General features: G+C 73.0%; 29 protein-coding genes. 18 read left to right on the top strand and 11 right to left on the bottom strand.

The window, feature by feature from the left end:
- Positions 1-9 precede the first annotated feature (9 nt).
- Positions 10-1,212 carry an epoxide hydrolase family protein gene (locus ACYVLJ_RS19410; protein ID WP_460439667.1) on the bottom strand — a complete coding sequence of 401 codons (1,203 nt, stop codon included), beginning with the start codon at positions 1,210-1,212 and terminating at the stop codon, positions 10-12.
- Positions 1,213-1,669: 457 nt separating this feature from the next.
- Positions 1,670-2,413: an SDR family oxidoreductase gene (locus tag ACYVLJ_RS19405; RefSeq protein ID WP_460439666.1), complete on the bottom strand. Its 744-nt coding sequence runs from the start codon at positions 2,411-2,413 to the stop codon at positions 1,670-1,672.
- Between the two features lie 91 nt (positions 2,414-2,504).
- Here ACYVLJ_RS19405 and ACYVLJ_RS19400 point away from each other — a divergent pair, with 91 nt between their 5' ends.
- Positions 2,505-3,350, top strand: a complete 846-nt coding sequence (locus tag ACYVLJ_RS19400) for a LysR family transcriptional regulator (RefSeq protein WP_460439665.1) — start codon at positions 2,505-2,507, stop codon at positions 3,348-3,350.
- 8 nt (positions 3,351-3,358) lie between these two features.
- Here the strand turns inward: ACYVLJ_RS19400 and ACYVLJ_RS19395 are convergent, their stop codons facing one another.
- The 4 genes from ACYVLJ_RS19395 to ACYVLJ_RS19380 all read right to left on the bottom strand — a co-directional run bounded on the left by ACYVLJ_RS19395 (position 3,359) and on the right by ACYVLJ_RS19380 (position 6,709).
- Positions 3,359-4,204, bottom strand: a complete 846-nt coding sequence (locus ACYVLJ_RS19395) for an SDR family NAD(P)-dependent oxidoreductase (protein WP_460439664.1) — start codon at positions 4,202-4,204, stop codon at positions 3,359-3,361.
- Positions 4,205-4,272: 68 nt separating this feature from the next.
- The gene (locus tag ACYVLJ_RS19390; RefSeq protein ID WP_460439663.1) at positions 4,273-4,713 is read right to left on the bottom strand and encodes a MarR family winged helix-turn-helix transcriptional regulator; all 441 of its coding nucleotides are present in this window, start codon (positions 4,711-4,713) and stop codon (positions 4,273-4,275) included.
- A 31-nt stretch (positions 4,714-4,744) separates the two neighbouring features.
- On the bottom strand, positions 4,745-5,863 hold the full coding sequence (locus tag ACYVLJ_RS19385; protein ID WP_460439662.1) for an FAD-dependent oxidoreductase: 1,119 nt from the start codon (positions 5,861-5,863) through the stop codon (positions 4,745-4,747).
- A gap of 84 nt (positions 5,864-5,947) precedes the next feature.
- Positions 5,948-6,709: an IclR family transcriptional regulator gene (locus ACYVLJ_RS19380; protein WP_460439661.1), complete on the bottom strand. Its 762-nt coding sequence runs from the start codon at positions 6,707-6,709 to the stop codon at positions 5,948-5,950.
- A gap of 74 nt (positions 6,710-6,783) precedes the next feature.
- Here ACYVLJ_RS19380 and ACYVLJ_RS19375 point away from each other — a divergent pair, with 74 nt between their 5' ends.
- The 3 genes from ACYVLJ_RS19375 to dmpG are packed head-to-tail and all read left to right on the top strand — an operon-like array spanning position 6,784 to position 9,502.
- Positions 6,784-7,575, top strand: coding sequence for a 2-keto-4-pentenoate hydratase (locus ACYVLJ_RS19375; RefSeq protein WP_460439660.1), 792 nt, complete (start codon positions 6,784-6,786; stop codon positions 7,573-7,575).
- Positions 7,572-8,498 carry an acetylating acetaldehyde dehydrogenase gene (locus ACYVLJ_RS19370; protein WP_460439659.1) on the top strand — a complete coding sequence of 309 codons (927 nt, stop codon included), beginning with the start codon at positions 7,572-7,574 and terminating at the stop codon, positions 8,496-8,498. The genes ACYVLJ_RS19375 and ACYVLJ_RS19370 overlap by 4 nt, the downstream gene beginning before the upstream one ends.
- Positions 8,495-9,502 carry a 4-hydroxy-2-oxovalerate aldolase gene (dmpG, locus tag ACYVLJ_RS19365; protein ID WP_460439658.1) on the top strand — a complete coding sequence of 336 codons (1,008 nt, stop codon included), beginning with the start codon at positions 8,495-8,497 and terminating at the stop codon, positions 9,500-9,502. Before ACYVLJ_RS19370 ends, dmpG begins: the two co-directional genes overlap by 4 nt.
- Positions 9,503-9,540: 38 nt before the next feature.
- Here dmpG and ACYVLJ_RS19360 read toward each other — a convergent pair whose 3' ends face one another.
- From ACYVLJ_RS19360 to ACYVLJ_RS19350, 3 genes are all read right to left on the bottom strand, one after another.
- Positions 9,541-10,506, bottom strand: coding sequence for an LLM class oxidoreductase (locus ACYVLJ_RS19360; protein ID WP_460439657.1), 966 nt, complete (start codon positions 10,504-10,506; stop codon positions 9,541-9,543).
- A gap of 178 nt (positions 10,507-10,684) precedes the next feature.
- Positions 10,685-11,164, bottom strand: a complete 480-nt coding sequence (locus tag ACYVLJ_RS19355; protein WP_451985619.1) for a hemerythrin domain-containing protein — start codon at positions 11,162-11,164, stop codon at positions 10,685-10,687.
- Between the two features lie 96 nt (positions 11,165-11,260).
- A complete protein-coding gene (locus ACYVLJ_RS19350) occupies positions 11,261-12,259 on the bottom strand; it encodes an AraC family transcriptional regulator (protein ID WP_460439656.1) in 999 nt (332 codons plus the stop codon).
- A 142-nt stretch (positions 12,260-12,401) separates the two neighbouring features.
- Here ACYVLJ_RS19350 and ACYVLJ_RS19345 point away from each other — a divergent pair, with 142 nt between their 5' ends.
- From ACYVLJ_RS19345 to ACYVLJ_RS19315, 7 genes are all read left to right on the top strand, one after another.
- Positions 12,402-12,770 carry an STAS domain-containing protein gene (locus ACYVLJ_RS19345; RefSeq protein WP_460440188.1) on the top strand — a complete coding sequence of 123 codons (369 nt, stop codon included), beginning with the start codon at positions 12,402-12,404 and terminating at the stop codon, positions 12,768-12,770.
- A 107-nt stretch (positions 12,771-12,877) separates the two neighbouring features.
- Positions 12,878-13,321 (top strand): Hsp20/alpha crystallin family protein, encoded by a 444-nt coding sequence (locus tag ACYVLJ_RS19340; protein ID WP_460439655.1) that lies wholly within the window; start codon positions 12,878-12,880, stop codon positions 13,319-13,321.
- 78 nt (positions 13,322-13,399) lie between these two features.
- On the top strand, positions 13,400-13,834 hold the full coding sequence (locus ACYVLJ_RS19335) for a DUF6292 family protein (RefSeq protein ID WP_460439654.1): 435 nt from the start codon (positions 13,400-13,402) through the stop codon (positions 13,832-13,834).
- Positions 13,831-14,304, top strand: a complete 474-nt coding sequence (locus tag ACYVLJ_RS19330) for a DivIVA domain-containing protein (protein WP_460439653.1) — start codon at positions 13,831-13,833, stop codon at positions 14,302-14,304. The genes ACYVLJ_RS19335 and ACYVLJ_RS19330 overlap by 4 nt, the downstream gene beginning before the upstream one ends.
- A 26-nt stretch (positions 14,305-14,330) precedes the next feature.
- A complete protein-coding gene (locus tag ACYVLJ_RS19325) occupies positions 14,331-14,591 on the top strand; it encodes a hypothetical protein (protein WP_460439652.1) in 261 nt (86 codons plus the stop codon).
- Between the two features lie 158 nt (positions 14,592-14,749).
- Positions 14,750-15,160 carry an STAS domain-containing protein gene (locus ACYVLJ_RS19320; protein WP_451985631.1) on the top strand — a complete coding sequence of 137 codons (411 nt, stop codon included), beginning with the start codon at positions 14,750-14,752 and terminating at the stop codon, positions 15,158-15,160.
- A gap of 220 nt (positions 15,161-15,380) precedes the next feature.
- Entirely contained in the window at positions 15,381-15,752 is a 372-nt protein-coding gene (locus ACYVLJ_RS19315) for an STAS domain-containing protein (RefSeq protein ID WP_460439651.1), read from the top strand.
- Here ACYVLJ_RS19315 and ACYVLJ_RS19310 read toward each other — a convergent pair.
- Together ACYVLJ_RS19310 and ACYVLJ_RS19305 are read right to left on the bottom strand one after the other, a co-directional pair.
- The gene (locus tag ACYVLJ_RS19310; RefSeq protein ID WP_460439650.1) at positions 15,727-16,152 is read right to left on the bottom strand and encodes an ATP-binding protein; all 426 of its coding nucleotides are present in this window, start codon (positions 16,150-16,152) and stop codon (positions 15,727-15,729) included. The genes ACYVLJ_RS19315 and ACYVLJ_RS19310 overlap by 26 nt on opposite strands.
- Before the next feature lie 92 nt (positions 16,153-16,244).
- The gene (locus ACYVLJ_RS19305; protein ID WP_460439649.1) at positions 16,245-17,255 is read right to left on the bottom strand and encodes a DUF5914 domain-containing protein; all 1,011 of its coding nucleotides are present in this window, start codon (positions 17,253-17,255) and stop codon (positions 16,245-16,247) included.
- A 153-nt stretch (positions 17,256-17,408) separates the two neighbouring features.
- On the opposite strand from ACYVLJ_RS19305, the gene ACYVLJ_RS19300 reads away from it, so the two are divergent.
- From ACYVLJ_RS19300 to ACYVLJ_RS19270, 7 genes are read left to right on the top strand one after another with little or no spacing between them, the layout of a single operon-like run.
- Positions 17,409-18,488, top strand: coding sequence for a polyprenyl synthetase family protein (locus ACYVLJ_RS19300; RefSeq protein ID WP_460439648.1), 1,080 nt, complete (start codon positions 17,409-17,411; stop codon positions 18,486-18,488).
- Positions 18,485-19,996: a phytoene desaturase family protein gene (crtI, locus tag ACYVLJ_RS19295; protein ID WP_460439647.1), complete on the top strand. Its 1,512-nt coding sequence runs from the start codon at positions 18,485-18,487 to the stop codon at positions 19,994-19,996. The genes ACYVLJ_RS19300 and crtI overlap by 4 nt, the downstream gene beginning before the upstream one ends.
- Positions 19,993-20,940 (top strand): phytoene/squalene synthase family protein, encoded by a 948-nt coding sequence (locus ACYVLJ_RS19290; protein WP_460439646.1) that lies wholly within the window; start codon positions 19,993-19,995, stop codon positions 20,938-20,940. The genes crtI and ACYVLJ_RS19290 overlap by 4 nt, the downstream gene beginning before the upstream one ends.
- Position 20,941: 1 nt before the next feature.
- Positions 20,942-21,283, top strand: a complete 342-nt coding sequence (locus ACYVLJ_RS19285) for a lycopene cyclase domain-containing protein (protein ID WP_460439645.1) — start codon at positions 20,942-20,944, stop codon at positions 21,281-21,283.
- On the top strand, positions 21,283-21,600 hold the full coding sequence (locus ACYVLJ_RS19280; protein ID WP_451985647.1) for a lycopene cyclase domain-containing protein: 318 nt from the start codon (positions 21,283-21,285) through the stop codon (positions 21,598-21,600). Before ACYVLJ_RS19285 ends, ACYVLJ_RS19280 begins: the two co-directional genes overlap by 1 nt.
- A complete protein-coding gene (locus ACYVLJ_RS19275) occupies positions 21,597-22,313 on the top strand; it encodes a class I SAM-dependent methyltransferase (protein ID WP_460439644.1) in 717 nt (238 codons plus the stop codon). Before ACYVLJ_RS19280 ends, ACYVLJ_RS19275 begins: the two co-directional genes overlap by 4 nt.
- Positions 22,310-23,818 carry an FAD-dependent oxidoreductase gene (locus ACYVLJ_RS19270; RefSeq protein ID WP_460439643.1) on the top strand — a complete coding sequence of 503 codons (1,509 nt, stop codon included), beginning with the start codon at positions 22,310-22,312 and terminating at the stop codon, positions 23,816-23,818. The genes ACYVLJ_RS19275 and ACYVLJ_RS19270 overlap by 4 nt, the downstream gene beginning before the upstream one ends.
- Positions 23,819-23,873: the final 55 nt, after the last annotated feature.

Here is a 23,873-nt window from a genome sequence, read left to right as displayed (position 1 = left end):
TCCGCCCACCTAACGCAGTGCCCGGAACGCGGCTCGCAGCTCGGCCGCGAACAGCTCCGGCTCTTCCCAGGCGGCGAAGTGCCCGCCCCGCGCGGCGACCCCGAAGTAGTCGAGCGTGGGGTACGCGACTTCGGCCCAGCTGCGCGGAGTCCGCCAGATCTCGCCGGGGAACGTGCTGAAGCCGACCGGAACCCGCGGCGCCGGCAGGGGCGGGCGGCCCGCGGCGGGCGCGTCGGCCCCGTAGGCCTCCCAATAGCTGCGGGCGGTGGACGCGCCCGTGCCGGTCAGCCAGTAGGCCGTGATGTTGTCGAGCAGGTGGTCGCGGGTGAGGTTGCCGGACGGCTTGCCGTCGACGAACGCGCCGGCGATCTTGTAGTAGGCGTCGGTGTCGTGGTCGACCATCCAGGCGGCGAGCGCGGACGGTGAGTCCAGCAGCGCGTACCCGATGGTCTGCGGCCGGGTGGCCATTTCCACGAAGTAGCCGTTGCCGGTGGTCTGGAACTCCTTGATCGCGGCGAGCGCCGCGCGTTCCTCCTCGGTGTTGTCCGGCAAGGCCGAAGGGTCGTTGAGCGCGGGCACGAGCAGGTTGGTGTGGATGCCGGCCAGCCCTTGCGGGCCCAGCCGTCCGATCGCGTCGGTGACACCGGCCCCGACGTCGCCGCCCTGGGCCACGTAGCGGTCGTAGCCGAGCCGGCGCATGAGCTCGGCCCACGCCCGGGCGGTGCGCACGAGGTCCCAGCCGACCTCGGCCGGCTCCGCCGAGAAGCCGTACCCGGGCAGGGACGGCAGCACGAGGTGGAACGCGTCCGCCGCGGTGCCGCCGTGCGCGGTCGGATCGGTCAGCGGGCCGACGGAGTCGAGCACCTCGACGACCGACCCCGGCCAGCCGTGGGTCATGATCAGCGGCAGCGCGTCCGGGTGCCGGGACTCGACGTGCACGAAGTGGATCTTCACGCCGTCGATCTCGGTCGTGAACTGCGGCAGCGCGTTGAGCCGCGACTCGACGCGCCGGAAGTCGTATTCGTCGGTCCAGTAGCGGTGCAGCGCTCGCATGGTGGCCAGCTGCACCCCCTGCGAGCGGTCGCCGACCAGTTCGGGGGTCGGCCAGCGCGTCGCCTCCAGGCGACGGCGCAGCTGGTCGAGCGCCTCGCGGCGGAAGTGGACGGAGAACGGTCGGATCGCACGGTCGGCCTGCTGCTCGAGCGCGGTCATGGCGCACCCTGCCTTTCACGGGGGAATCCGGTACGCCCGTCAGCGTGGCCGGGTCCACGCGCGGATCGCGCCCGTGAGAACCCCTGGCCGACCCGGCACCAGGGACTCCCCCGGGGCGCACGGGTGTCCGGCGGACCGACGGTGAAGGCGTGGCAGAACCCTCTCGGAGGAGGACACCGGGTCCACGACCGCGGCGACACCCACGCCGACGTAACCGCGGGCTCGGGCGGGATCTGCCTCCGGGATGAAGACCACCGAGATCGACGCCGTTGTCGTCCGCGACGGCAAGAACGTCAAGGCGCTGGTCTACGTCGCCGCCTTCGCGCCCGACCAGGGCGAATCCGCCGACGACATCCAGGTGGAGTTCCGCGTGCGGCAGGACCTGTACCCCCGGGCCCGGGGCGCCTCCCACGCGGTGCTCCTGTCCCAGCTCCGACTCACTGCGGCGGTGAGCCGGTCACAGCTGGGCGGCACCGCCGTCCACGGGGATCTCGGCGCCGGTGGTGAACGTCGCCTCGAACGCGAGGTAGGCCACCGTGGCCGCGACCTCGGCCGGCTCGCCGAAGCGCCCCATCGGGTTCTGCGCGATCATCGCGGCCTTGGTCTGTTCGGCGGCGTCCGGCGGCATCGTCGCGTCGAGGATGCCGGTGGCGATCGGGCCCGGGCTGACGGCGTTGACGCGGACCCGGCGGGGCAGCAGTTCCCGCGCCAGGGACCGGGTCATCGACCGCAGCGCGGCCTTGGTCGCGGCGTAGGCGCTGATCAGGTCGAGGCCCTTGACGTTGGCCACCGACGTCGTGAGCACGACACCGGCGCCCTCGCGCAGCAGCGGCGCCAGTTTCTGCACGGTGAAGTACGGCCCCTTGGTGTTCACGGCGAACAGTTCGTCGTACCGCGCTTCCGGCATCGACTCGAACGGCGCGAACGCGGTCACGCCCGCGTTGACGAACAGCGCGTCCACCGCGCCGAACTCGGCGCGGACCACCCGCGCCAGCTCCTCGACGTCGGCCATGGCCGCGGAGTCGCTGCGCACGGCCGTCGCACGCGCCCCCAGCCGACGGCGCGCGGACTCGAGCTTTTCCTTGTCCCGTCCGGTGATCAGCACCCGTGCGCCGCGGGTCGCCAGCAGTTCCGCGGTCGCCAGGCCGAGCCCGCTGCTGCCGCCGGTGATCACGACGTTCTTTCCTTCGTAAGCGTTCATACCCCGAGTCAACTGCCGGGCCCGCCGCGGCGTCCAAGGCCCGTTCCGCATGCCGCCATACCGCCGGTGCATGGCGGCGTACGCTCGAAGGGTGGATCTCGACCTGCGGCTGGTCCGGTACTTCACGGTCGTGGCGGAGCACGGCAACATCGGCCGCGCCGCCGCGGCCCTGCACCTCGCCCAGCCGTCGCTGAGCCGCCAGATCCAGCGGCTGGAGCACCAGCTCGGCGTGCGGCTGTTCGCGCGCACGCCGCAGGGCACCGTCCTCACGGCGGCCGGCGCGGCGTTCCTGCCGCGTGCCCACGCCGTCCTCGAAGCGGCCGAAGACGCCGTGACGGTCGCCCGCGCCGCCGACCCGCCGCGGGAGATCACCCTCGGCTACGTCGAGGGCCTGGTCATCACCCCGGCCGTGCAGGCGCTGCGCCACCGCCACCCCGACGCCCGCATCCGGACCAGGCTGCTGCGCTGGCACGACACCCGCGCCCTGCCCGACGGCCGGGTCGACGCCCTGGTCGCTCGCGACCCGCTGCCGTTCGCGGCCACGGTGACCCCGCTGTACGAGGAGTCGCGCGTGCTGCTGGTCCCGGCCACGCACCGCTTGGCGGGCAAGGAAGTCGTCTCGGTGGACGACCTGGGCGACGAGGAGCTGGTGGCGTGCGCGGTGACGCCGACGCTGTGGAGCACCCCGAAGGACGGCTCGCCGCCCCCCGCGCCGGACGACAGCTTCGAGGACAAGCTGGAACTCGTGGCGTCGGGCAGCGCCGTGGCGGTCCTGCCCGCCGGTGACCACCGTCTCCGGCTGCGCGAGGACGTGACGGCGATTCCGGTCGAGGGCTTCGAGCCGTGCCGGGTCGTGGTGGCGTCTCGGACTCGGGACCCGAACCCGCTGGTGGCGTCGTTCCGCGAAGCCGCGCGGCTGCTGGTGCCCGCCGGCTGAACCCGGCTTCACGCCGAGGGGACGGAAATCGTTTCGTGGTAGGTCTTGCCGCGGTTCATCCGGAGCAGCGCGGCGATGCGCCGTTTCGTGAGCGCGGTGGCGACCAGGTCACCCAGGCGCGGTGACAGGGCCTCGCCCAGCAGCAGCATGTTCGCCGTCCGCGGAAGGACCACCCGGCGCCTCCCGTGCCGGACCGCGGCCACCACGGACTTCGCGACGTCGTCCGGCGACAGGGGCGTCATGTGGCGGAACGGCGGCGGCATCTCGGCGACGTCGGTGTCCCGCAACAGGTCGGTGGCGGTCAGCGCGGGGTGGATCACCGAGACCCGGATGCCGTCGGCGGCCACCTCCTGGCGCAGGGCGTCGGAGAACGCGGACACCGCGTGCATGACGATCGCGTAGGCGCCGAACCGGGCGAAAGCCTTGCGCCCCATGACCGAGGACATGTTCACGATCGTTCCCGCCCCCTGCCGCCGGAGGACCGGGAGCACCTGCTGCGTCACGCTGATCATCCCGAACAGGCTCGCGCGCTGGGTCGACCGCAGGTCTTCGGCGAACGTGCCGGCGGCGGCTTCGCCGACCTTGCCGACGCCGGCGTTGTTGACCAGCACGTCGATGCGGCCGAACCGGCGCACCGCCGCGTCGACCAGCGCCGCGACCTGCCCCGGCTCGGACACGTCGGTCTGCACCGACAGCGCGTCGGCCCCGAGCGCCAGCACCTCCTTCTCCACTTCGCCCAGCCGATCGGCCGAGCGAGCCGCGAGCACGAGCCGCGCGCCCTCTCCGGCGAACGCCAGGGCGACCGCCCGGCCGATTCCGCGGGACGCGCCGGTCACCAGCACCACCTTGCTCATGACTTCTCCTTCTTGTTGTATATACAACATATGGTCGGCAACGAACGCTCGCTTCGAACTCGCGGGGCTCACTTGCCTGGCGGGTAGCCCATTTCGCGTGCGATCCCCTGGACGGCACCGGTTCCGACCGCTCCGAGCAGCCGGGCCGCCTGCTCCTGAGACCGCCGCCAAGCGGGCATCACGGACTCGATCTTGTCCCGGCCGGCGTCGGTGAGCGCGACCTCCCGGAGCCCCTTCGCGTCGGCGGAGACGGCCTCGATCCAGCCGTGGCCGAGCAGGAGGTTCAGGTTGCGGCTGACCGTGGACCGCTCCAGCTGCAGCACGTGCCCGAGCACGGCGGGCGGGCACGGACCCGCTTTGCCGACGGCCGCGAGCAGGTTGAGCTGGGCGATGGTCACGCCGTGATCCGCGAGGGCGCCGTCGTACAGGCTCGTGAGAGCCCGGCCGATCAGGCGGATGCGGACCGCCAGGCAGTCGTCCACGATCTCATCGACAGCGGAGAGCTTCACGAGGCCACTGTTGCATATACATCAAGCGGCGTCAACGCGCCCCCGGGACGAAGGCGGGCAGCTTCTCAAGACTGCTGCGCACGGCCTCGGCGCCGTACTCGACCATCTGCCGCTCGTAGTCGTCGACCGCGTCGAGCAGATCCCGGCGGCCTTCGCCGGCCTCGATGAGGCAGCGGCGCAGCAGGTCGGCGTCGCGCAGCGCGGTGTTCGCGCCGTTGCCACCCGTCGGCGAGGTGGCGTGGATCGCGTCGCCGAGCAGCGTGACCGGGCCGGACGCCCAGCGCTCGCCGGGCTCGACCACCCGGATGGACAGCAGCGTGCTGTGGTCCGGGTCGGCCCGCTCGATCAGGGTGCGCAGCACCGGGTGCCACCCGCGCACCCTGGACAGCACGGCGTCCTGCGCGGTCAGGCCCGCCGGCGAGCCGTCCGGCGGCAGGATCATGGCCCAGCGGACGTAGTCGCCGATGTCGGGCAGCGTGACTTCGGGGGCGAGCCGCTCGGCGGCCTGCTTCGGCGGGGTGCGGAAGCGCATCGCGCCGAGCAGCAGGCTGACGCCGTCGCCGGTGATCTTCGAGCCGTAGGCCTTGGCCAGGACGGCGAACTCGTCGGTCAGCGGCGTGCGGCCGATGACGAACCGGACGCCGGTGTCGGCCGGCGTGATCTCCGGTGCCAGCACCCCGCGCACCGCGGAGGCCACGCCGTCCGCGCCGACGAGCAGGTCGGCGACGGCCGGGTCGCGGCGGGCGAACCGGGCTCGGACCCGGCCGTCGGCCAGCACGTCGTAGCCGGTCAGCGCGGCGCCGGTGTGCACGGTGAGACCGGTCAGCAGCAGGTGCCGCAGCACCTGCCGGTCGACCACGATCCCGGTCCGGCCGGCGCCGAGCCTGCCGATCTCGGTGAGCTGGGGGTCCAGGATCAGCTGCTCCGCGGACGCCTCCATGACGATCTCGCCCAGCAGTGGGTGCCACCGTGCGGGCAGGCAGTCGCGCACCGCCTGGAACCCGGCCGGGTTCAGCACGAGCCGATAGCCCTGGAACCTCGCGGCGATCTCCGGATCGCGCTCGAACACCTCGGCTTCGATCCCGGCCCCGCGCAAACCCTGCGCAAGAGCCAGCCCACCCAGCCCGGCTCCGGCAACGGACACCCTCATTCGCACACCTCCGAACGAACGGAACGAACTAAGTTCGTCTCAACGATCTAAGTTCTATATATCGAACTTAGATCGTGTCAAGCGCTATCGGCCGGGCTCGGTGGCCTGGCGCAGCGTCCGGGACAGTCCCAGCGCGGCCGTCCGGACGGCCGGGGCCAGGTGCGCCGGGCGGAACTGCTCACGGGGGACGGCCACCGAGAGCGCCGCGACCGCGACCGCTCCGCTGAACACCGGCGCGGCGATGCAGCTCACCCCGAGCGCGGCTTCCTGCTCCTCGTACGCCAGGCCGGACACCTGCGTCTGCTCCAGTGCCGTGCGCAGCCGGAGCGGGTCGGTGATCGAGGCGGACGTCAGCCGCGGCAGCGGGTCCGCGAGGATCGCATCCGCCAGCTCGGGCTCGGAGAACGCGAGCAGCGCCTTGCCGATCGCCGTGCACGTGAGCGGGAGCCTGCCGCCGATCCGGGAGGGCAGCGGGACGGCGTCGTGGCCGTGGATGCGTTCGACGTACACGACTTCGCGGTCGTCGCGAATTCCGAAGTGGACGGTCTGGCGGGTGCTCTCGAAAAGGTCCTGCAGGAACGGCAGCGCGGCCTCGCGGAGGTCCTGCCGGCGGGGCACCAGCGAACCCAGCTCGAACAGGGTGCCGCCCAGCCGGTACTGCTCCCCGGCCCGCTCCAGGAACCCGAGGCGGACCAGGTCGCCGACCAGGCGGAACGCCGTGGTCTTGGTCAGCCCTGCCCTGGTGGCGAGTTCCGTCAGGCGAAACGATCCGCCGTTCGGGCGGTAGACGGACAGGACCGCAGCCGCCTTGTCGAGCATGTTGCCGTTCTCGCCGTTCCGTGTCACGGAACAAACTTTGGCACACGGTCGGGCTGCGGCCTATACCTGGCGGGTCACCACCCCCTGCTCCGGAGGTCCCGATGAACGAGGCCGTCCCCAAGGCCGCCGAAGTGCTCGCGACCGCGGCCGCCACGGCCACGCCGTGCCCGCCGATCCGCGATCTCTTCGCCGACGGCGACCTCGACGCGGCCTACGCCGTGCAGCGCCTGCACACCGAAAGCCGGCTCGCGGCCGGGCACCGCCTGGTCGGACGCAAGATCGGCCTGACGTCGCCGGCCGTGCAACGGCAGCTGGGCGTCGACCAGCCCGACTTCGGCGCGTTGTTCTCCGACATGGCCCTCTCCCCCGAGGGCACCGTCCCCGCCGGCCGCCTGCTGCAACCCAAGGTGGAAGCGGAAATCGCGCTCGTCCTCGGAGCGGACCTGCCCGGCCCGGACTGCTCGATCGCCGACGTCCGCGCGGCCACCGCGTTCCTCACCCCCGCGCTGGAGATCGTCGACAGCCGGATCGCCGGCTGGGACATCTCCATCGTCGACACGGTCGCCGACAACGCCTCCTCCGGCCTGTTCGTCCTCGGCGGCACCCGCGAGACGCTCGACGGCCTCGAACCGGCCGACGTCGAAATGCGGCTGCACCGCGGCCCCGAACTCGTCTCGGAAGGCACCGGCCGCGCCTGCCTCGGCGACCCGCTCAACGCCGCGGCCTGGCTCGCCACCACGCTCGCCCGCCGCGGCGAACCCCTGCGGGCAGGCGACATCGTCCTCACCGGCGCGCTGGGCCCGATGGTGCCCGCCTCCCCCGGCGACGTCTTCACCGCCCGGATCTCCGGCCTCGGCGAGGTCACCATCGGCTTCGAAGGGGAGGCAGCATGAGCGCGAAAGTCGCGATCATCGGTTCCGGCAACATCGGCACGGACCTGCTGATCAAGGTGCTGCGCCTGTCTGAGCACCTCGAGATCGCGGCCATGGCCGGGATCGACCCCGATTCCGACGGCCTCGCCCGCGCCCGCCGGCTCAAGGTCGCGACCACCCACGAGGGCGTCGACGGCCTGGTCCGGCTCGACGAGTTCGCCGACGTCCGGTACGTCTTCGACGCCACCTCGGCGGGCGCGCACCGGCACCACGACGAAGTCCTGCGCGCCCTCGGCCGCACCGTCATCGACCTCACGCCCGCCGCGCTCGGGCCGTACGTCGTCCCGCCGGTCAACCTCGGCGAGCACCTCGACGCCCCCAACGTCAACATGGTCACCTGCGGCGGGCAGGCCACCATCCCGGTCGTGGCCGCCGTCGGCGCGGTGACCCCCGTGCACTACGGCGAAATCATCGCGTCCATCTCCTCGCGCTCGGCGGGGCCGGGCACCCGGGCCAACATCGACGAGTTCACCGAGACCACCGCCTCCGCGATCGAGCGGGTCGGCGGCGCCGCGCGCGGCAAGGCGATCATCGTGCTCAACCCCGCCGAACCCCCGCTGATCATGCGCGACACCGTGCACTGCCTGGTGTCCGATGGGGACACCGAAGCGATCACCGCGTCCGTCGAAGACATGGTCGGGCGGGTGCAGGCCTACGTCCCCGGCTACCGGCTCAAGCAGAAGGTCCAGTTCGAGACCGTCACCACCGACGACCCCCTGCACCGGCTGGCCCCGGCCGGCGACGCCGTGAAGGTGTCGGTGTTCCTGGAGGTCGAAGGCGCCGCGCACTACCTGCCCGCCTACGCCGGGAACCTCGACATCATGACCTCGGCCGCGCTGCGGACCGCCGAACGCATGGCCACCCACCAGGAGACAGCCCGATGACCGATCTGTACATCCAGGACGTGACCCTGCGGGACGGCATGCACGCCATCCGGCACCGCTACACCGTCGAGCAGGCGCGGGCGATCGCCGGCGCGCTGGACGCCGCGGGCGTCGCGGCGATCGAGATCGCCCACGGCGACGGCCTGTCCGGCTCCAGCATCAACTACGGCGTCGGCGCCCACACCGACTGGGAGTGGATCGAAGCGGTCTGCGACGTCACGCGCACCGCCGTCCCCACCACGCTGGTGCTCCCCGGCATCGGCACCCTGCGCGACCTGCGGGAGGCGCACCGGCTCGGCATCCGCTCGGTCCGCGTCGCCACGCACTGCACCGAAGCCGACATCTCCGCCCAGCACATCGGCGCCGCCCGCGAGCTGGGCATGGACGTCGCCGGGTTCCTGATGATGTCGCACATGGCGGAGCCGGACGAACTCGCGAAGCAGGCCAAGCTCATGGAGTCCTACGGCGCCCAGTGCGTCTACGTGACCGACTCCGGCGGCCGCCTCACCATGGACGGTGTCCGCGCCCGCGTCCGCGCCTACCGGGACGTCCTCGAACCGGGGACGCAGATCGGCATCCACGCCCACCACAACCTCGCCCTCGGCGTCGCCAACAGCGTCGTCGCGGTGGAGAACGGCGTGGTCCGGGTCGACGCTTCCCTCGCCGGGCAGGGCGCCGGAGCCGGCAACTGTCCCCTGGAGGCGTTCATCGCGGTGGCCGACCTGATGGGCTGGGACCACGGGTGCGAGCTGTTCCCCTTGATGGACGCCGCGGACGACCTGGTGCGGCCCTTGCAGGACCGCGAAGTCCGCGTCGACCGCGAGACGCTGAGCCTGGGCTACGCGGGGGTGTACTCGAGCTTCCTCCGCCACGCCGAGGCGGCGGCGGTGCGGTACGGCCTGGACACCCGGGCGATCCTCGTCGAGGTCGGCCGACGCGGCATGGTCGGCGGCCAGGAGGACATGATCACCGACATCGCGCTCGACCTGGCCGCGGCGCGCTGATCCTGCTCGGGTGATCCGCGGCTCGAACCGGTCTGTCCTCAGTGGAACTCGGGCAGGACGTACTCCTGCCAGCCCCTGAAGAAGCCCTCGTGGTCGCGGCCCACCTGCTGCACGTAGATCTCGTCCACCCCGGCGTCGACGTACTGGCGCACCCGTTCCGCGTGGGCCTTCGGGTCGTCGCCGCAGACGATCGCCTCCGCGACGTCCGCGCGCGGGACGAACGTGGTGGCCGCTTCGAAGTCCTCCGGGCGGGGCAGGATCTGCGCCAGCTGGCCCGGCAGCGCATCGTTGGCCCACAAGCGGTGCGCCTGGTCCAGCGCCGCCTCGGGGTCGGCGTCCCAGCTGACCTTCATGCCCGCCTGCACCGGCTTGCCACCGCCGCCGGATTCGCGGAACGTGCGGACGAGGCCGGCGTCGGGCACGACCGTGCAGTAGCCGTCGCCGATGCGCCCGGCCAGCTCGGTGGCCTGCGGACCGAACCCGGACACGTAGATCGGCACCGGCTCCGCGGGCATCGTGTAGATCCGCGCGTCCTGCACCTCGTAGTGCACCCCGTGGTGGCTCACGGCCTCGCCGCGCGCGCCCGCCGCGTGCAGCAGGCGGATGACCTCCACGGCTTCCTCCAGCATCTCGAGCCGCTGCCCGGCCGAGGGCCAGGCGTCCCCGAGGACGTGCTCGTTGAGGGCCTCCCCCGAGCCCACGCCCAGCACGAACTTCCCGTCCAGCTGCACGGCGGCGGTGGCCGCGGCCTGCGCGAGCACGGCCGGGTGAATCCGGACGGTCGGGCACGTCACCGCCGTCGTGACCGGCAGCGAGACGGCCTCCGACAGCGCACCGATCACCGACCAGACGAACGGGCTCTGGCCCTGTGCGTCGTTCCACGGGTGGAAGTGGTCGGAGATCCACAGCCGTTCGAACCCCGCCCGCTCGGCCGCGCGGGCCTGGGCGACGAGTTCGCGCGGGCCGTATTGCTCGCAGGACAGGAAGTAGCCGATCGACGTCATGACCGCCGGGTACCCCGCCGGCCCGGGCGCACACCCGCGGTTTGCCCTCGATCGCCGCCGGGCGCTGCGCGCGCGAGGCGAGGAGGCCGGGCGCGCTGTCCGATCGCCTGACCGAGCCCGGAAGCGCCTGGTCCTGGACGAGCGAGCCCAGCCACCCTGCGCGGCCGCCGTCGCCCCGTCAAGCGTGCGCGCTGGCGATCTTCAACGGGTCCTTGGGCGCCTTCGGACGGGCGTCGAGCATCCGCTGCCCCACCTCCTGAAGTCGCTTGCGGCCCAGCGCCTTGCGCACCTGCGGGAACCACTCGTCTTCTTCTTCTTCGACGTGGTGGCGCACGTTTTCGGTGAGGACGGTGACCTTGGCGTCGAAGGTTTCGTCCTCCGGGTCCAGGTCCCGCAGCTCCGCCATCAGCCACACCATCACGTGGTGCTCTTCGACGCTCTCCAGCACGTGATCACGCGTGTCCGGAACGGCTTCCTTGGCGACCGGGTAGAAGATCTCCTCTTCGATGTAGGTGTGGGTCGTCAGCTCCTCGATCATCGCGTCGACGAGCTTCCGTTTCTCCTTGAACGCCTCGTCGCCCGCCTTTTCGAACCTCTTGAACAGCTTTTCGACGGTTTGGTGGTCCTCTTTGAGCAGCACGATCGCGTCGGTCGACATCCGGGTTCTCCTTTTCGTCCCGGCGGGAGTACCCGGCGCCGCGCGCTTCAACCCGGGGACGCGGCGAGAAGCCCCCGGTGAAAGGGAAAACCCCGCTCAGACCGCGCGACGGCCGTGCAGCGTCTCCGAGGGCAGGGCGCCGAACTTGCGGCGGTAGGCCGTCGAGAACCGGCCGGCGTGCAGGAAGCCCCAGCGAGCGGAGACCGCCGCGACCGTCGTGCCGGCGGGGTCGGCCGCCGCGAGTTCGTCGTGCACCCGGGTCAGCCGGACGTCCCGCAGGTAGGCCATCGGCGGCACGGTGAACCAGCGCTGGAACCCTTCCTGCAGGGCCCGGACGCTGACCGAGACTTCGCGGGCCAGGGTGCTCGAAGTCCACGGCCGGCCCGGGTCGTCTTCGATCAGCTCGACGGCCCGGCGCAGCGCCCGGGGCGGGGCCGGGGCCGACGGCGCGTGCAGGTGGTCGCTGTAGTTGTTCGGCTGGGCCAGCAGCAGACCGGCGATCACCAGGCTCTGCAGGTGCCGGGCCGCCGCGGGATAGTGCGTGATCCCGCCCGGCCGGCCCGCCTCACGCTCCAGCAGCGCCAGCACGTCGAGCCACGACCGCGCCGCCGGGGTGGCCAGGTCCATCGTGGTGGTGAAGCGCACCGGCTCGCCCAGCGGCCGCCCGAGCTGCCGCTGCAGCTCCAGGTCCAGCTCGTACCGGTCGATCATGAGGCACAGCTGGGCGCACCCGGCTCCCCACCGCAGGTCGGCCGGGTGGCCCGGCATGAACACGGCGGCCCGTCCGGGCCCGGCGAACACCGGTTCCGCCGAGCCGCAGCGCTGCTCGCAGCGTCCGCGGACCGGGATGTTGACGTGGTAGCCGCCGGCGTCGACCGTGCCGAGCCGGACCGCGGTCCCGTACTGCAGGTAGCCCGCGGTCACCGCACCCACCCGGACCGCGTTGAGCCGCATGTCCAAGGCGACCGGGCGGTCCAGCACCTCGAGCCGGTGCGGCAGGTACGTCCGGGTCACCGCATCGTGCGCTTCGTCGACGTCCGTCGCGCGAGCGACCGGATGCCCGGGCAACAGCTCCGTCTGCGGCAAGCCCGTCACGAACCGAACAGTAATCGCTCTCCGCACGGTCCCGCCAACGCGGGCGACGGACAGGGTGACGCGCGAATCGGCTGTGCCGGACCGGCACCGGGCAGTTGAATGGAGGGTCGGCGCAGCTACCACGGAGAGAGACGTGCAACTGATGGACCGGGGCCCGTCGACGAGGCAGCCCGTGCTGATCGAGCCCCTGGACCACGTGCGGCCGGGAGCCCGCCTGCTGCGGCCCCGCGGCGGGTTCCACGCGCGGACCGGGATCGAGCTGATGGCCGTCATCGACGGCCAGCGGGCCCACGCTCTCGACCTGCTGATCCTCGACCTGACCGAACGGCCCACCTTCGGGTCGGTGGCCCTCCAGGTCGTCGTGCAGATCGCGACCGAGCTCCGCCGCGTCGACGTCGGGCTGCGCCTGGTCGGCTCGGAACGGATCGTCGGCTCACCCCTGACCCTCGCGGGCGTGCGGTCCCTGGTCACCCTGCACGGCACGGTCCGCGAGGCTCTCGCCGACCGGTAGATGCGTCATCGTTTCGACGACATCACACTTGTCATCACATGGATGACGTGTTAGAACCATAAGTGCGTGTTGACACCAGAGATCAACGACATCCGGAGGTGGAACCGATGTTGATGCGCACCGACCCGTTCCGCGAGCTGGACCGCTTCGCCCAGCAGGTCTTCGGCACCCCCGCGCCCGGCACGTGGTCGAAGCCGGCCGCGATGCCGATGGACGCCTACCGCGCCGGCGAGGAGTTCGTCGTCTGCTTCGACCTGCCCGGCATCACGCCCGACGCCATCGAGCTCGACGTCGAACGCAACGTCCTCACCGTCAAGGCCGAACGGCGGCCCGCACCCGGCTCCGACGACGTGCAGATGCAGGTCTCCGAACGGCCCCTCGGCGTGTTTTCCCGCCAGCTGTTCCTCGGCGACACCCTCGACACCGACCGCATCGCCGCGAACTACGAAGCCGGCGTCCTCACCCTGCGCATCCCGATCGCCGAGAAGGCCAAGCCCCGGCGGATCGAAGTCAGCGGGACCACCACCGACCGGAAGGAAATCCAGGCCTGACGGCCTCGCGTCCGCGCAGGACCGGTAACCCCGAGCCGGTCCTGCGCGGCACGCTGTCCCAGAAAGGCATCTCCACCCGTGACCGCATCGCTGGACATCCCGACCGGCCACCCCCACCCGGCCTTCACCGAGTTGCAGTCCTACCTCGCCGACGTGACCACCGCCGTCGGCGTCGGGCTCGAGTCCTGCACCGTCGACCACGACAGTCCGGTATCCGCTTACATCGCCCTCGACGAACACCTGCCCGCCTACCCGGGTCGCGACGTCGCCCTGCTGTGGGACGAGGTCCACGGCTGGGCCGCCGCCATCGAGACCCACTCCGGTGAAGACCTCATCGTGCTCCGCTACCTCGGCGGCACCACGGTCACCCCGGCACCCGCGGACATCACCCGGTTCCTGACGGCGCTGCGCGAGGACGACCACCGCCTCGGCCGGCTCGACCCGCCCGCCCTCCGCTCCGCCGGCACGCTCACCGACCTGCGGATTCTCCTCGCCGAGAGGAGCACGGCGTGAACTCCCCCGCCCTGCCACTTCCGGTCAGCTTCGCCCTCGCCGTGCGTGGCTACGACCGCGAGCAGGTCGACGAACACCTCGCCGACCTGCACGACGAGATCCGGCTGCTGACGCTCGATCGCGACGCCGCGCTCGCCGAAGCCGAAACGCTGGCCCGGCTCCTCGAGCGCACTCGCGCCGAGGCGGATGAACTGCGCGCTCACCTCGACCGCGTCGTCCGCGCCCCGGCCGACCCGGCGGCCGTCGGCGACCGGGTCCGGCGCATGCTCGAACTGGCCCGTGCCGAGGCGGACACCATCGTCGCCGCCGCGCGCGAACGCGCCGACGCCGTCCTGCGGCTCGCCAAGACGGCCGAACGGCGCACCGCAGCCCGCTTGCGCGCGATCGACGACTACCTCGCCCGCGCCGAGCACATCCTCGCGGACGAACCGGAACCCGCGGTCCGCGGCGAACGCCTCGCCGCGGCATGACGTCCGCGACCACCTCGGAGAACGCCATGAGCGAGTCCGCGCACGAGGCGGCGGAGAGGATTTTCGCGACGGCCGCCGAAATCGGTGCCACCCGGCAGGAAGCCATCCTGGTGACCCGGGCGGTGCACGCCGTCAAGAACAGCCGTCCGACCGACGTCGCGCTCACCGACACCGAACAACACCGGCGCCGGAAACTGGCCCACGTCGTCGGCACGCAGCTGTGGGACCCGCACCTCGACGCCGATGCCGTCCTCGCCGCCGTCACCGGCGCCGCCCACCTGGTGTGACGCGCCGGCGGGCGTGCGGCGCCCGGGACGGGCTGCCAGTGGTGACGAGGACGGGACCCGAATCCCGGCCCCGGGTTTGGCATCGGAGCCGACGGGGTAGATTGGCAGTCCCTTCAGCGGTCGTGGTGTGTACTGACAGCCGAGTCGGGAGGCGGCGGGTGAGCATCTCGTTCGAGCCGGAACGCCTGCGGATCGTGCGCCTGGAAACCGGCACCGGCATCGTGGCCCTCAAGCTGACCGGCGAGCTCGACATCGGGACGACGCCGAAGCTCACCAGCGCGCTCGTGCACATGACCGCCACCCGGCCCGAAGTCCTGGTGCTCGACCTGTCCGAGCTGTCGTTCCTCTCCGTCGCCGGCGCGCGCTCGATCCGGCTGTCCCACGACGCGGTCGGCACGACCCGGCTGCGGGTCGTGACCGGGGACCGCCACACCGTGCGCCACGTGCTCGACGCGACCGGCTTCGCCGCCGTGCTGGACTGCTACCGCACCCGCTCGGCGGCGATGACCGCGGGCAGCCGCACGTGGTTCCTGAGCGAGGCGAACGCCTGCTGGAACGCCGACCACTGACCGTCACGACGCCAGGAGCGCAGCCGGAGTCCACAGTGGATCCGCGGCCCGGGGGTGGCACGCGCGGTCTCGATGTTCTACGGTGGGAAGCGGACCGGTCGAGACAACGGCCGAAACCTGTTCCCCCTCGCTCGGGGCATCCGTTGTCGCGCGGCCCTTGTTTCGCCGCGATCGCACTTCAGCGTTGTACCTAGGGTGTGGCCGACGAAAGCAGGCCGCCATGACGATCCACCTCGAACCCCCCACGGTCCGTCCCGCGATTCCGCTGCCGTCCGAGCTGCGGATGACCGTTCGCCGCCCGGCCGGCGGCACCGCCGTCGTCGAAGTGAGCGGCGACATCGACACGGCCGGCGCGCCGCGGTTGGCCGAGCTGCTGGAATCCCGCGCCAACAGCACGCTGACCCGGCTCGTGATCGACCTCGGTGAGGTGAACTTCCTCGGCGCGGCGGGCCTCGCCGCGCTCGAACACGGCTACCAGCGGGCCAGGGAACGCGGAATCGCCTGCGCCGTGACGGTTCCCGCCGGGAGTCCCGCGCTCCGGACGATCACGTTGTTCCCGCTGCGGTTCAACCAGGTGCTCGAAATCCACTGAGCCGGCGCGGCTCGAACTCGGCCCACACGGTCTTGCCGGTGCTGCGCCGCTCCTGGCCCCACGCGGCCGAGCACGCCCCGACCAGGGTGAGCCCGCGGCCGCCGGTGCTCGACGGGGAGCGCGGTGCCGCGGCGTCCGGGCTGGTGTCGTCCACCTCGATCCGCAGCCGGCCGGGGCGGCGCACCAGCCGGACCTGACGCGGCGGCGACCCGTGCCGCAGCGCGTTCGACGTCAGCTCGTCCAGCACGGCGATCACGTCGACGCGGTCCGGCTCGGTCAGGTCGTCCACCGCGCGCCGGGCCCACGCGCGGACCCGGGCCAGCTCCGTGACGTCGTCGGCGACCTCATAGGCCAGCACGGTCGTTCTGTCGCCGACGGTCTCGGCTTGGTCAGCGGACATCCGGTCCCCCCATCGTTTCGCACGACCGGTCCCCCGACCGGTCTGCAGCGGTATTACCCACCACCGGCCCGGCACATGCACGAGCCGGCCCGTCAGGAGACGCGCAGGCTGTAGCGGCGTTCCGCGTAGGCGAGGTCGTCACGCCACAACCGCGCCGCCGTGTGGCGCATGAGCGGGCGGATCGCCGGGGCCAGCTTGGCGGCGACGGCGAAGCCGGGCCGCTCCGAGGCCGCGATCGTCGCCTCGATCACCGCGGTGCGGGGGCGCCCGTCCACGCCGGGGCCCAGCGGCGTCGCGTGCGTCTCGACGACGCTGCCCGCGCCTTCGCCTTCGACGATCCGCATGACGACCGTGCGCGGCTCGGGACAGCCGAATTCGGCCACGACGGGCACGCCCCACCGCCCGGCGAGCCGGAACGTCACTTCGACCACGAACCGGTCGTCGTCCTCGGGCACGTCGACGCCCTGGGGCGCCGAGACGACCTTCAAGCGCGCGAAGGAGTAGGGGTGGAACCAGGCGCCGTGCCACGGATCGAGCCGGTTCGCCACTACGTCTTCCGGCTCGCAGACGCCGGTCAGCGTCGCGACGGCGTCGATGCGCGTAGCCCCGCCGGGCCGGGCCGGGACCACCGGCCGGTCGGTCGGCTGCTCGCGCCCGACCGCGTCGAGACGGGCCCAGACGAGCACGCCGTCGTCGTGCGCCGGGATCGGAGCCCAGCTCCCGCAGCGGTCCCCGCCGAGGCGCAGGCCGTGCCACCGGCAGACCAGCTCACCCCGGTCGAGCCGGGCTTCCGCGAGCGGCGCGCCGAGGTGCGGGCAGGCGCCGGGGCCGACGTGGACCCCGCCGTCGCGGTCGCGCCACGCGACGAGCTCCCGGCCGCCGACCGTCACGCCGAACGGCCGGTCCGGCCGCACCGAGCGGCTGGCCCCGAGGACGAACCAGTTGCCGGACGGGCGCGCCGACGCGCGTTTGCCCGCGGCCTCGATGAGCGCGGGTGAGCAGTCCTGATAGGTCGGTTCCTGGCGGGCCCACCGGGGCTCGCGGAACGGCTGGACGGGCCACCGCCGCGGCCAGAGTGCGGCGGCGCGCTGACTGACGTTCACTGGACCATCGTGGCGGCTTCGCAACGAATGTGCACGGTGGCTGGGGCGACCCTTTTGCGGGAGTGACCGTTTAACTCAGGCGTGGCAGGGTACAGCGAGGACCAGATGCATCGATCGTGCATCGAATTACTGGCGTCGACATAAGGAGCCTGGATGGCCGTGATCGCCGACGCCGACGTGACCACCGCATGGTTGGCCGAACTGCGCCGGAAGTGCGCGGGCGACGTGCGGGACTTCGTCGGCGAGCGGGTGCGGGAGCACTTCACCGGGCGCGCCGCCACCCCGGCGGGCACGGCGCTGCCGGAGTTCGTGGCGGGCGGGAAGTTCCTGCGGCCGCTGTTCGCCTACACGGGCTGGTGCTGCGGCGAGCCGGACGACGAGGCGGCGCTGCGGGCCGCGTCCGCGCTCGAGCTGCTGCACTGTTTCGCGCTGGCCCAGGACGACGTCATGGACGGCTCCGAACGCCGGCGCGGCCGCCCGGCCCTGCACGTCACGTTCGCCCGCTGGCACGCCGCAGAAGGGCTCGGCGGCTCCCCTGAGCGGTTCGGCGAGTCGGCCGCGGTCCTCGCCGGCGACCTGTTCCTCGTCTGGTCCGAGCAGCTCCTGCGGAGCAGCGGCCTGCCCGCCGACGTGCTCGCCCGCGGCTGGCCGGTCTACGACCACCTGCGCTCCGAGCTGGCCGTCGGTCAGCTCGGCGACCTGGTCAACGACGCCCGCGCGCTGCCCGCGTGGGGTGAGGTCCTCGACGTCGTGCGCCGCAAGTCGGGCAACTACACCGTGCGCCGCCCGCTCGAGTTCGGCGCCGCGCTGGCCGGCTGCGGCGAGCGCGTCCGCGCGGCGCTCGGCACCTACGGCGGCCTGGTCGGCGAAGCCTTCCAGTTCCGCGACGACCTGCTCGGGGTGTTCGGCGATCCGGCCGTCACCGGCAAACCGGTCGGCGACGACCTGCGCGAGCGGAAGGCGTCCACCGTGGTCGTGCTCGCGGCCGAGCTGGCCGGCCGGGAACACCGCGCCGAGCTGACCGAACTGCTGGCCCTCGACGTCGTCGACGCCGCCGCGATCGGGCGCTGGCAGCGGCTGATCACCGCGACCGGCGCGCGTGACCAGCTGGAGAAGTTCGTCGACGACCGGGTCCGGCACGCGCTCGAGGTGCTCGACCTGGCCGGCCTCCCCCAGCGGCCGGCGGACGCGCTGACGACCCTCGCCCTGCGCTGCACCGAGCGGGTCCGATGAGGACGGTCGCCGGCCGCACCGACCGGGTGGTGGTCGTCGGCGCCGGGCTGGCCGGCCTGTCGGCCGCCCTGCACCTGGCCGGGCGGGGCCGCTCGGTCGTCGTCCTCGAACGCGACCCCGGCCCCGGCGGGCGAGCCGGGCGGGTGGACCGCGCCGGCTACCGGCTCGACACCGGCCCGACCGTGCTGACCATGCCGGAGATCCTCGGCGACGCCTTCGCCGCGGTGGGCGCGGACCTGGCCGACCGGCTGCGCTTGACCCGGCTCGACCCCGCCTACACGGCGCGGTTCGCCGACGGCTCGAGCCTGCCGGTGCACTCCGACGGCGACCGGATGGCCGACGCCGTCCGGGACTTCGCGGGCCCGGCCGAGGCGGCGGGCTACCGGCGGCTGCGCGCCTGGCTGACCCGCTTGTACCGCACCGAGTTCGACCGGTTCGTCGCCGCCAACTTCGACTCACCCCTCGGGCTGCTCTCCCCCGGCCTCGCCCGGCTCGTGGCGCTCGGCGGGTTCCGGCGCCTGGACAACCGGATCGGCGCCTTCCTGACCGACGAGCGGCTCAAGCGCGTCTTCACCTTCCAGGCGTTGTACGCGGGCGAATCACCGATGCGGGCGCTCGCGCTGTACGCGGTCATCTCCTACATGGACACCGTCGGCGGCGTGTACTTCCCCGAAGGCGGCATGGCGGCCATCCCGCGGGCGATGGCGGAGGCCGCGACCGGCGCCGGGGTCGAGTTCCGCTTCGGCGCTTCCGTCGCCGCGCTCGAACGCCGCGGAACGCGGGTCACCGCGGTGCACACCAGCGACGACCGGATCGAGGCCGACGCCGTCGTCCTGACCACCGAACCGCACGAAAGCTACCGGCTGCTGGGCCGCACGCCCCGGCGGCCGGTGCCGCTGCGCCCGGCGCCGTCCGCCTTCGTGCTGCACGCCGGCGGCCGCGCCGACCCGTCGCTCGGGCACCACACGATCTCCTTCGGCGACGGCTGGCGCTCGACGTTCCGCGAGCTGATCACCGAAGGAAAGCGGATGAGCGACCCGTCCCTGCTGATCACCCGCCCCACGGCCACCGACCCGACGCTGGCCCCGCCGGGCAGGGAGCTGTTTTCGATCCTGGCGCCGGTGCCGAACCTCGACCGCGGACCGTGCGACTGGGACGTCGAGGCCGGGCGGTACGCCGACGAGATCCTCGACCACGTCCGGTCCCGCCTGCTGCCCGGCTTCACCCCCGAGCGGTCCTACGTCCTGAGCCCGGCGGACTGGGCCCGGCGCGGACTGGTCGCCGGCACGCCGTTCAGCTACGCGCACTCGTTCGGCCAAACCGGACCGTTCCGGCCGCGGAACCTGCCGCCCGGCACGGAAAACGTCGTGCTGGCCGGCGGCGGGACGGTGCCCGGTGTCGGCGTCCCGACGGTCCTGCTCTCCGGCCGGCTCGCCGCGAACCGGATCACCGGGACCCGCCGCCCCGCCGTCACCGGCGGCCGCCTCGCCGCGGAGGGAGCCCGGTGACGCGCCGCGAACTCGACGCCGCGGGCATCACCGACCCGGCCCTGCGCGAGGCCTACCGGCGCTGCCGCGAGGTCAACGCCCGGCACGGCCGGACCTACTTCCTCGCCACCCGGATGCTGTCGCCCGCGCAGCGTCCGGCGGTGCACGCGCTCTACGCGTTCGCCCGCCGGCTCGACGACCTCGTCGACGAGCCGGCACCCGGTGCCACGCCGGAGCAGATCGCCGCCACCCTGCACGACGTCGAACGGCGGTTCTTCGCTGAGCTGGCCGCCGGGCACAGCGACGACCCGCTGCTGACCGCGGTGCTCGACACCGTGACCCGCTACGAGATTTCCGAGCCGCACTTCCGCGCCTTCTTCGCGTCGATGCGGATGGACCTCACGGTCACCGCCTACCCGACCCGGGCCGCGCTCGACGAGTACGTGCACGGGTCGGCCGAGGTGATCGGGCTGCAGGTGCTGCCGGTGCTGGGCACCGTGGTCGCCCGCGCGGACGCCGCCCCGCGCGCCGCCGCGCTCGGGAAGGCGTTCCAGCTGACCAACTTCCTGCGCGACGTCGCCGAAGACCTCGACCGCGGCCGGGTCTACCTGCCGGCCGACGAGCTCGCCGCGGACGGCGTCGACCGCGACCGGCTGTGGTGGTGCGCCCGCACCCGGAAACCCGATCCCCGGGTCCGGCGGGCGCTCGCCGCTCAGGTCGCGCGGACCCGCCGGATCTACGCCGAGGCCGAGCCGGGCATCGCGATGCTGCACCCGGCGTCCCGGCCGTGCGTGGCGACGGCGTACCGGCTCTACGGCGGCATCCTCGACCGCATCGAGGCCGCGGACTTCGACGTCTTCCGCGGCCGCGCCCGCGTGCCGCGCTACCGCCGGGCGCTCGCGGCCGGTGACGCGCTCGTCCGCGCGCAGTGGGCGCGGCGCCGCCACCCCGGGGCGGTGGCCTGACGTGGGCAAGCTCGAGTACCTGCTCGTCCTCGCCGCCTGTGTCGTCGTGACGCTGCCCCTGGAGCTGGCCGGGGCCCGCGTCTGGCGGCGCCCGCGGCGGGTGGCGCGGGCGGTGCTGCCGGTCGCGGCGGTGTTCCTGGTCTGGGACGCCATCGCGATCGCCGCCGGCGTCTGGGACTTCGCGCCCGCGTTCGTCACCGGGGTGCGGGCGCCGCTCGGGATCCCGCTGGAAGAGGTCCTGTTCTTCGTGGTCGTCCCGGTGTGCGGGCTGCTGACCTACGAAGCCGTGCAGCTGACCGGCCGGGTCGCCGCGCGGCTGGTCCGGCAGCGGGTGTCGCGCTGATGCCCTGGGGTTACACGGTTCCCGCCGTCGCCGCCGTGCTCGTCGTGGTCGCCGCCGAGGTGCTCCTCCTGCGGACCGGGCTGCTGCGCCGGCCCGCGTACTGGGTCACGATGGCCATCGTGACCGCGTTCCAGGTCCCGGTCGACGGCTGGCTGACCAAGCTCTCCGCGCCGATCGTCCGGTACTCCCCCGAAGGCATCACCGGGTGGCGGTTCCCCTGGGACATCCCCGTCGAGGACTTCCTCTTCGGTTACGCCCTGGTCACCGCGGTCCTGCTGCTGTGGGAACGCGGGAAGTCGCGAAAGGACAGTGCATGAGCCCGTTGCCGCGCAACGGTTTGCCGCGCGCCGAAGTACCGGCCGCGTTCGACGGCGGTGCCGCGGCCTACGACCGGCTCGTCGGCGCCAACCCGGGCTACCACCGCCACCTCCGGGTCTCCGCCCGGCGGCTCGGGCTGCCCGACGGGGGTGCCGGGCAGCGGGTCCTCGACGCCGGCTGCGGCACCGGCGCGTCGACCGCCGCGCTGCTGCGGGTCGCGCCCGGCGCCCGCGTCACCGCGATCGACGCGTCCGCCGGGATGCTGGCCCGGGCGCGGGCGAAGCGGTGGCCGGCGGAAGTCGAGTTCGTCCACACGCCCGTGGAGGACCTGACGGCCGAGGAGCCCTTCGACGCGATCTTGGCCGCCTACCTGGTGCGCAACCTCGCCGATCCGGACGCGCAGCTGGCGAAGCTGCACGGGCTGCTGCGCCCGGGTGGGCGCATCGCGCTGCACGAGTACTCGGTGCGGGACTCGCGGCGCGCCCGCTGGGTGTGGACCGCGGTGTGTGGCGCCGTCGTGATCCCGCTGGGCCGGCTCGCCACCGGCGACGCGACGCTGTACCGGCACCTGCACCGCAGCGTGCTCGCCTTCGACGGGCTCGCCGACCTCTGCACGCGCCTCACCCGCGCCGGCTTCACCGACGTCCGCACGGGCACCATGCCGGGCTGGTCGCGCGGGATCGTCCACACCGTCCTGGGCACCCGCCCGTGAGCCGCGACCGTCGCGCCGAGGTCCACCCCGCGCCGCCGGGCCTTCCGGACGCCGGTGCGCTCGACCGCCGTCCCCGTGCCGCCGTCGTCGGCGGCGGGATCGCCGGGCTGACCGCCGCGACCGGCCTCGCCGAGCGCGGTGTCGGGGTCACGGTGTTCGAACGCGAGCGCTACCTCGGCGGGCGGGTGGGCGGCTGGGCCGAGCGCCTCCCGGACGGCACCGAGGTCACGATGAGCCGCGGCTTCCACGCGTTCTTCCGCCAGTACTACAACCTCCGCGCGCTGCTCGCCCGCACGGACCCGGGCCTGCGCCGGCTCACGGCGGTGCCGGACTACCCGCTGATCGACGCGCTCGGCCGCACGGACACCTTCGCCGGCCTGCCGCGCACCCCGCCGTTGAACGCGCTGGCGTTCGCCTTGCGCAGCCCCACCTTCCGGGCCCGCGACCTGCTGCGCCTGGACGGCCGGCGCGCGCTTCCCCTGGCCGGTGTCGGTGTCCCCCGCGTCTACGACCAGCTCGACGACGTCGACGCGGCGACGTTCCTGAGCGCGATCAACTTCCCCGCCGCGGCGCGGCACCTGGCGTTCGACGTGTTCTCCCGCAGCTTCTTCGCCGACCCGGGCGAACTGTCGGCCGCCGAGCTGGCGACGATGTTCCACCTGTACTTCCTCGGTTCCGCCGAGGGCCTGCTCTTCGACGTTCCCACCGAACCGTTCCCCCAAGCGCTCTGGAATCCGCTGGCCGACCACCTCACCTCCCGCGGCGCCGACCTCCGTACCGGCGTGTCGGTCACCGCGGTGGAGCTCCGCCCAGGCGGGTTCCTGGTCGACGGCGAGTTCTTCGACGCCGTCGTCCTGGCGTGCGACGTCCCCGGGCTGCGGCAGATCGTGGCCGCCTCGCCGGGCCTGGGCACCGAGGACTGGCGAGCCGCGATCGCCCGGCTGCGCACGGCCCCGCCGTTCGTCGTCCGCCGGCTGTGGCTCGACCGGCCGGTGGACGCCACCCGCCCGGCCTTCCTCGGCACCGGAGGCCTGCGCCCGCTGGACAACATCAGCGTCCTCGACCGGTACGAGGGCGAGGCCGGCCGCTGGGCCTCCCGCCGCCACGGCTCAGTCGTCGAGCTGCACGCGTACGCCGCGGGCGACGACACCGAGGCCGTCACCCGCGATCTCGATCGCCTCCTGCACCGCCTCTACCCCGAAACGGCCGACGCCGGAGTGATCGGCTCGGAAACCCTGGTGCGCGAGGACTGCCCCTTGTTCCCGGTGGGCGGCTTCGCCGACCGGCCCACGGTCGCGACCCCCCAGCCGGGCCTGGTCCTGGCGGGCGACACGATCCGCATCGACCTGCCGGTAGCCCTGATGGAACGCGCGGCAACCACGGGCTGGACGGCCGCGAACACTTTGCTGCACCGCTGGGGCCTGGCCGGCCACGCCCTGCGTTCGGTCCCCAACCACGGAAGGATCGCGCTACTGGACCGGCTGGCCGCGCGCAGCAACGGTTGACGTCCCCGTTGCTCCGAGCGACGCCTCCTTGGGCGCCGCCGTTCGTCCGGGAAAT

Source organism: Amycolatopsis stemonae, assembly GCF_054781455.1.
Note: the sequence above shows the minus strand (reverse complement) of the source record. Positions and strands in the feature narration are given on the sequence as shown.

Bases quoted from the DNA above. Each gene is read 5' to 3' on its own strand.
- ACYVLJ_RS19300 (WP_460439648.1), top strand. From the start codon at position 17,409: ATGGCCGTGATCGCCGACGCCGACGTGACCACCGCATGGTTGGCCGAA.
- ACYVLJ_RS19410 (WP_460439667.1), bottom strand. From the start codon at position 1,212: ATGACCGCGCTCGAGCAGCAGGCCGACCGTGCGATCCGACCGTTCTCC.
- ACYVLJ_RS19340 (WP_460439655.1), top strand. From the start codon at position 12,878: ATGTTGATGCGCACCGACCCGTTCCGCGAGCTGGACCGCTTCGCCCAG.
- ACYVLJ_RS19385 (WP_460439662.1), bottom strand. From the start codon at position 5,863: ATGAGGGTGTCCGTTGCCGGAGCCGGGCTGGGTGGGCTGGCTCTTGCG.
- ACYVLJ_RS19355 (WP_451985619.1), bottom strand. From the start codon at position 11,164: ATGTCGACCGACGCGATCGTGCTGCTCAAAGAGGACCACCAAACCGTC.
- ACYVLJ_RS19325 (WP_460439652.1), top strand. From the start codon at position 14,331: ATGAGCGAGTCCGCGCACGAGGCGGCGGAGAGGATTTTCGCGACGGCC.
- ACYVLJ_RS19375 (WP_460439660.1), top strand. From the start codon at position 6,784: ATGAACGAGGCCGTCCCCAAGGCCGCCGAAGTGCTCGCGACCGCGGCC.
- ACYVLJ_RS19345 (WP_460440188.1), top strand. From the start codon at position 12,402: ATGGACCGGGGCCCGTCGACGAGGCAGCCCGTGCTGATCGAGCCCCTG.
- ACYVLJ_RS19405 (WP_460439666.1), bottom strand. From the start codon at position 2,413: ATGAACGCTTACGAAGGAAAGAACGTCGTGATCACCGGCGGCAGCAGC.
- ACYVLJ_RS19370 (WP_460439659.1), top strand. From the start codon at position 7,572: ATGAGCGCGAAAGTCGCGATCATCGGTTCCGGCAACATCGGCACGGAC.
- ACYVLJ_RS19360 (WP_460439657.1), bottom strand. From the start codon at position 10,506: ATGACGTCGATCGGCTACTTCCTGTCCTGCGAGCAATACGGCCCGCGC.
- ACYVLJ_RS19280 (WP_451985647.1), top strand. From the start codon at position 21,283: ATGCCCTGGGGTTACACGGTTCCCGCCGTCGCCGCCGTGCTCGTCGTG.
- crtI (WP_460439647.1), top strand. From the start codon at position 18,485: ATGAGGACGGTCGCCGGCCGCACCGACCGGGTGGTGGTCGTCGGCGCC.
- ACYVLJ_RS19275 (WP_460439644.1), top strand. From the start codon at position 21,597: ATGAGCCCGTTGCCGCGCAACGGTTTGCCGCGCGCCGAAGTACCGGCC.
- ACYVLJ_RS19315 (WP_460439651.1), top strand. From the start codon at position 15,381: ATGACGATCCACCTCGAACCCCCCACGGTCCGTCCCGCGATTCCGCTG.
- ACYVLJ_RS19395 (WP_460439664.1), bottom strand. From the start codon at position 4,204: ATGAGCAAGGTGGTGCTGGTGACCGGCGCGTCCCGCGGAATCGGCCGG.
- dmpG (WP_460439658.1), top strand. From the start codon at position 8,495: ATGACCGATCTGTACATCCAGGACGTGACCCTGCGGGACGGCATGCAC.
- ACYVLJ_RS19310 (WP_460439650.1), bottom strand. From the start codon at position 16,152: ATGTCCGCTGACCAAGCCGAGACCGTCGGCGACAGAACGACCGTGCTG.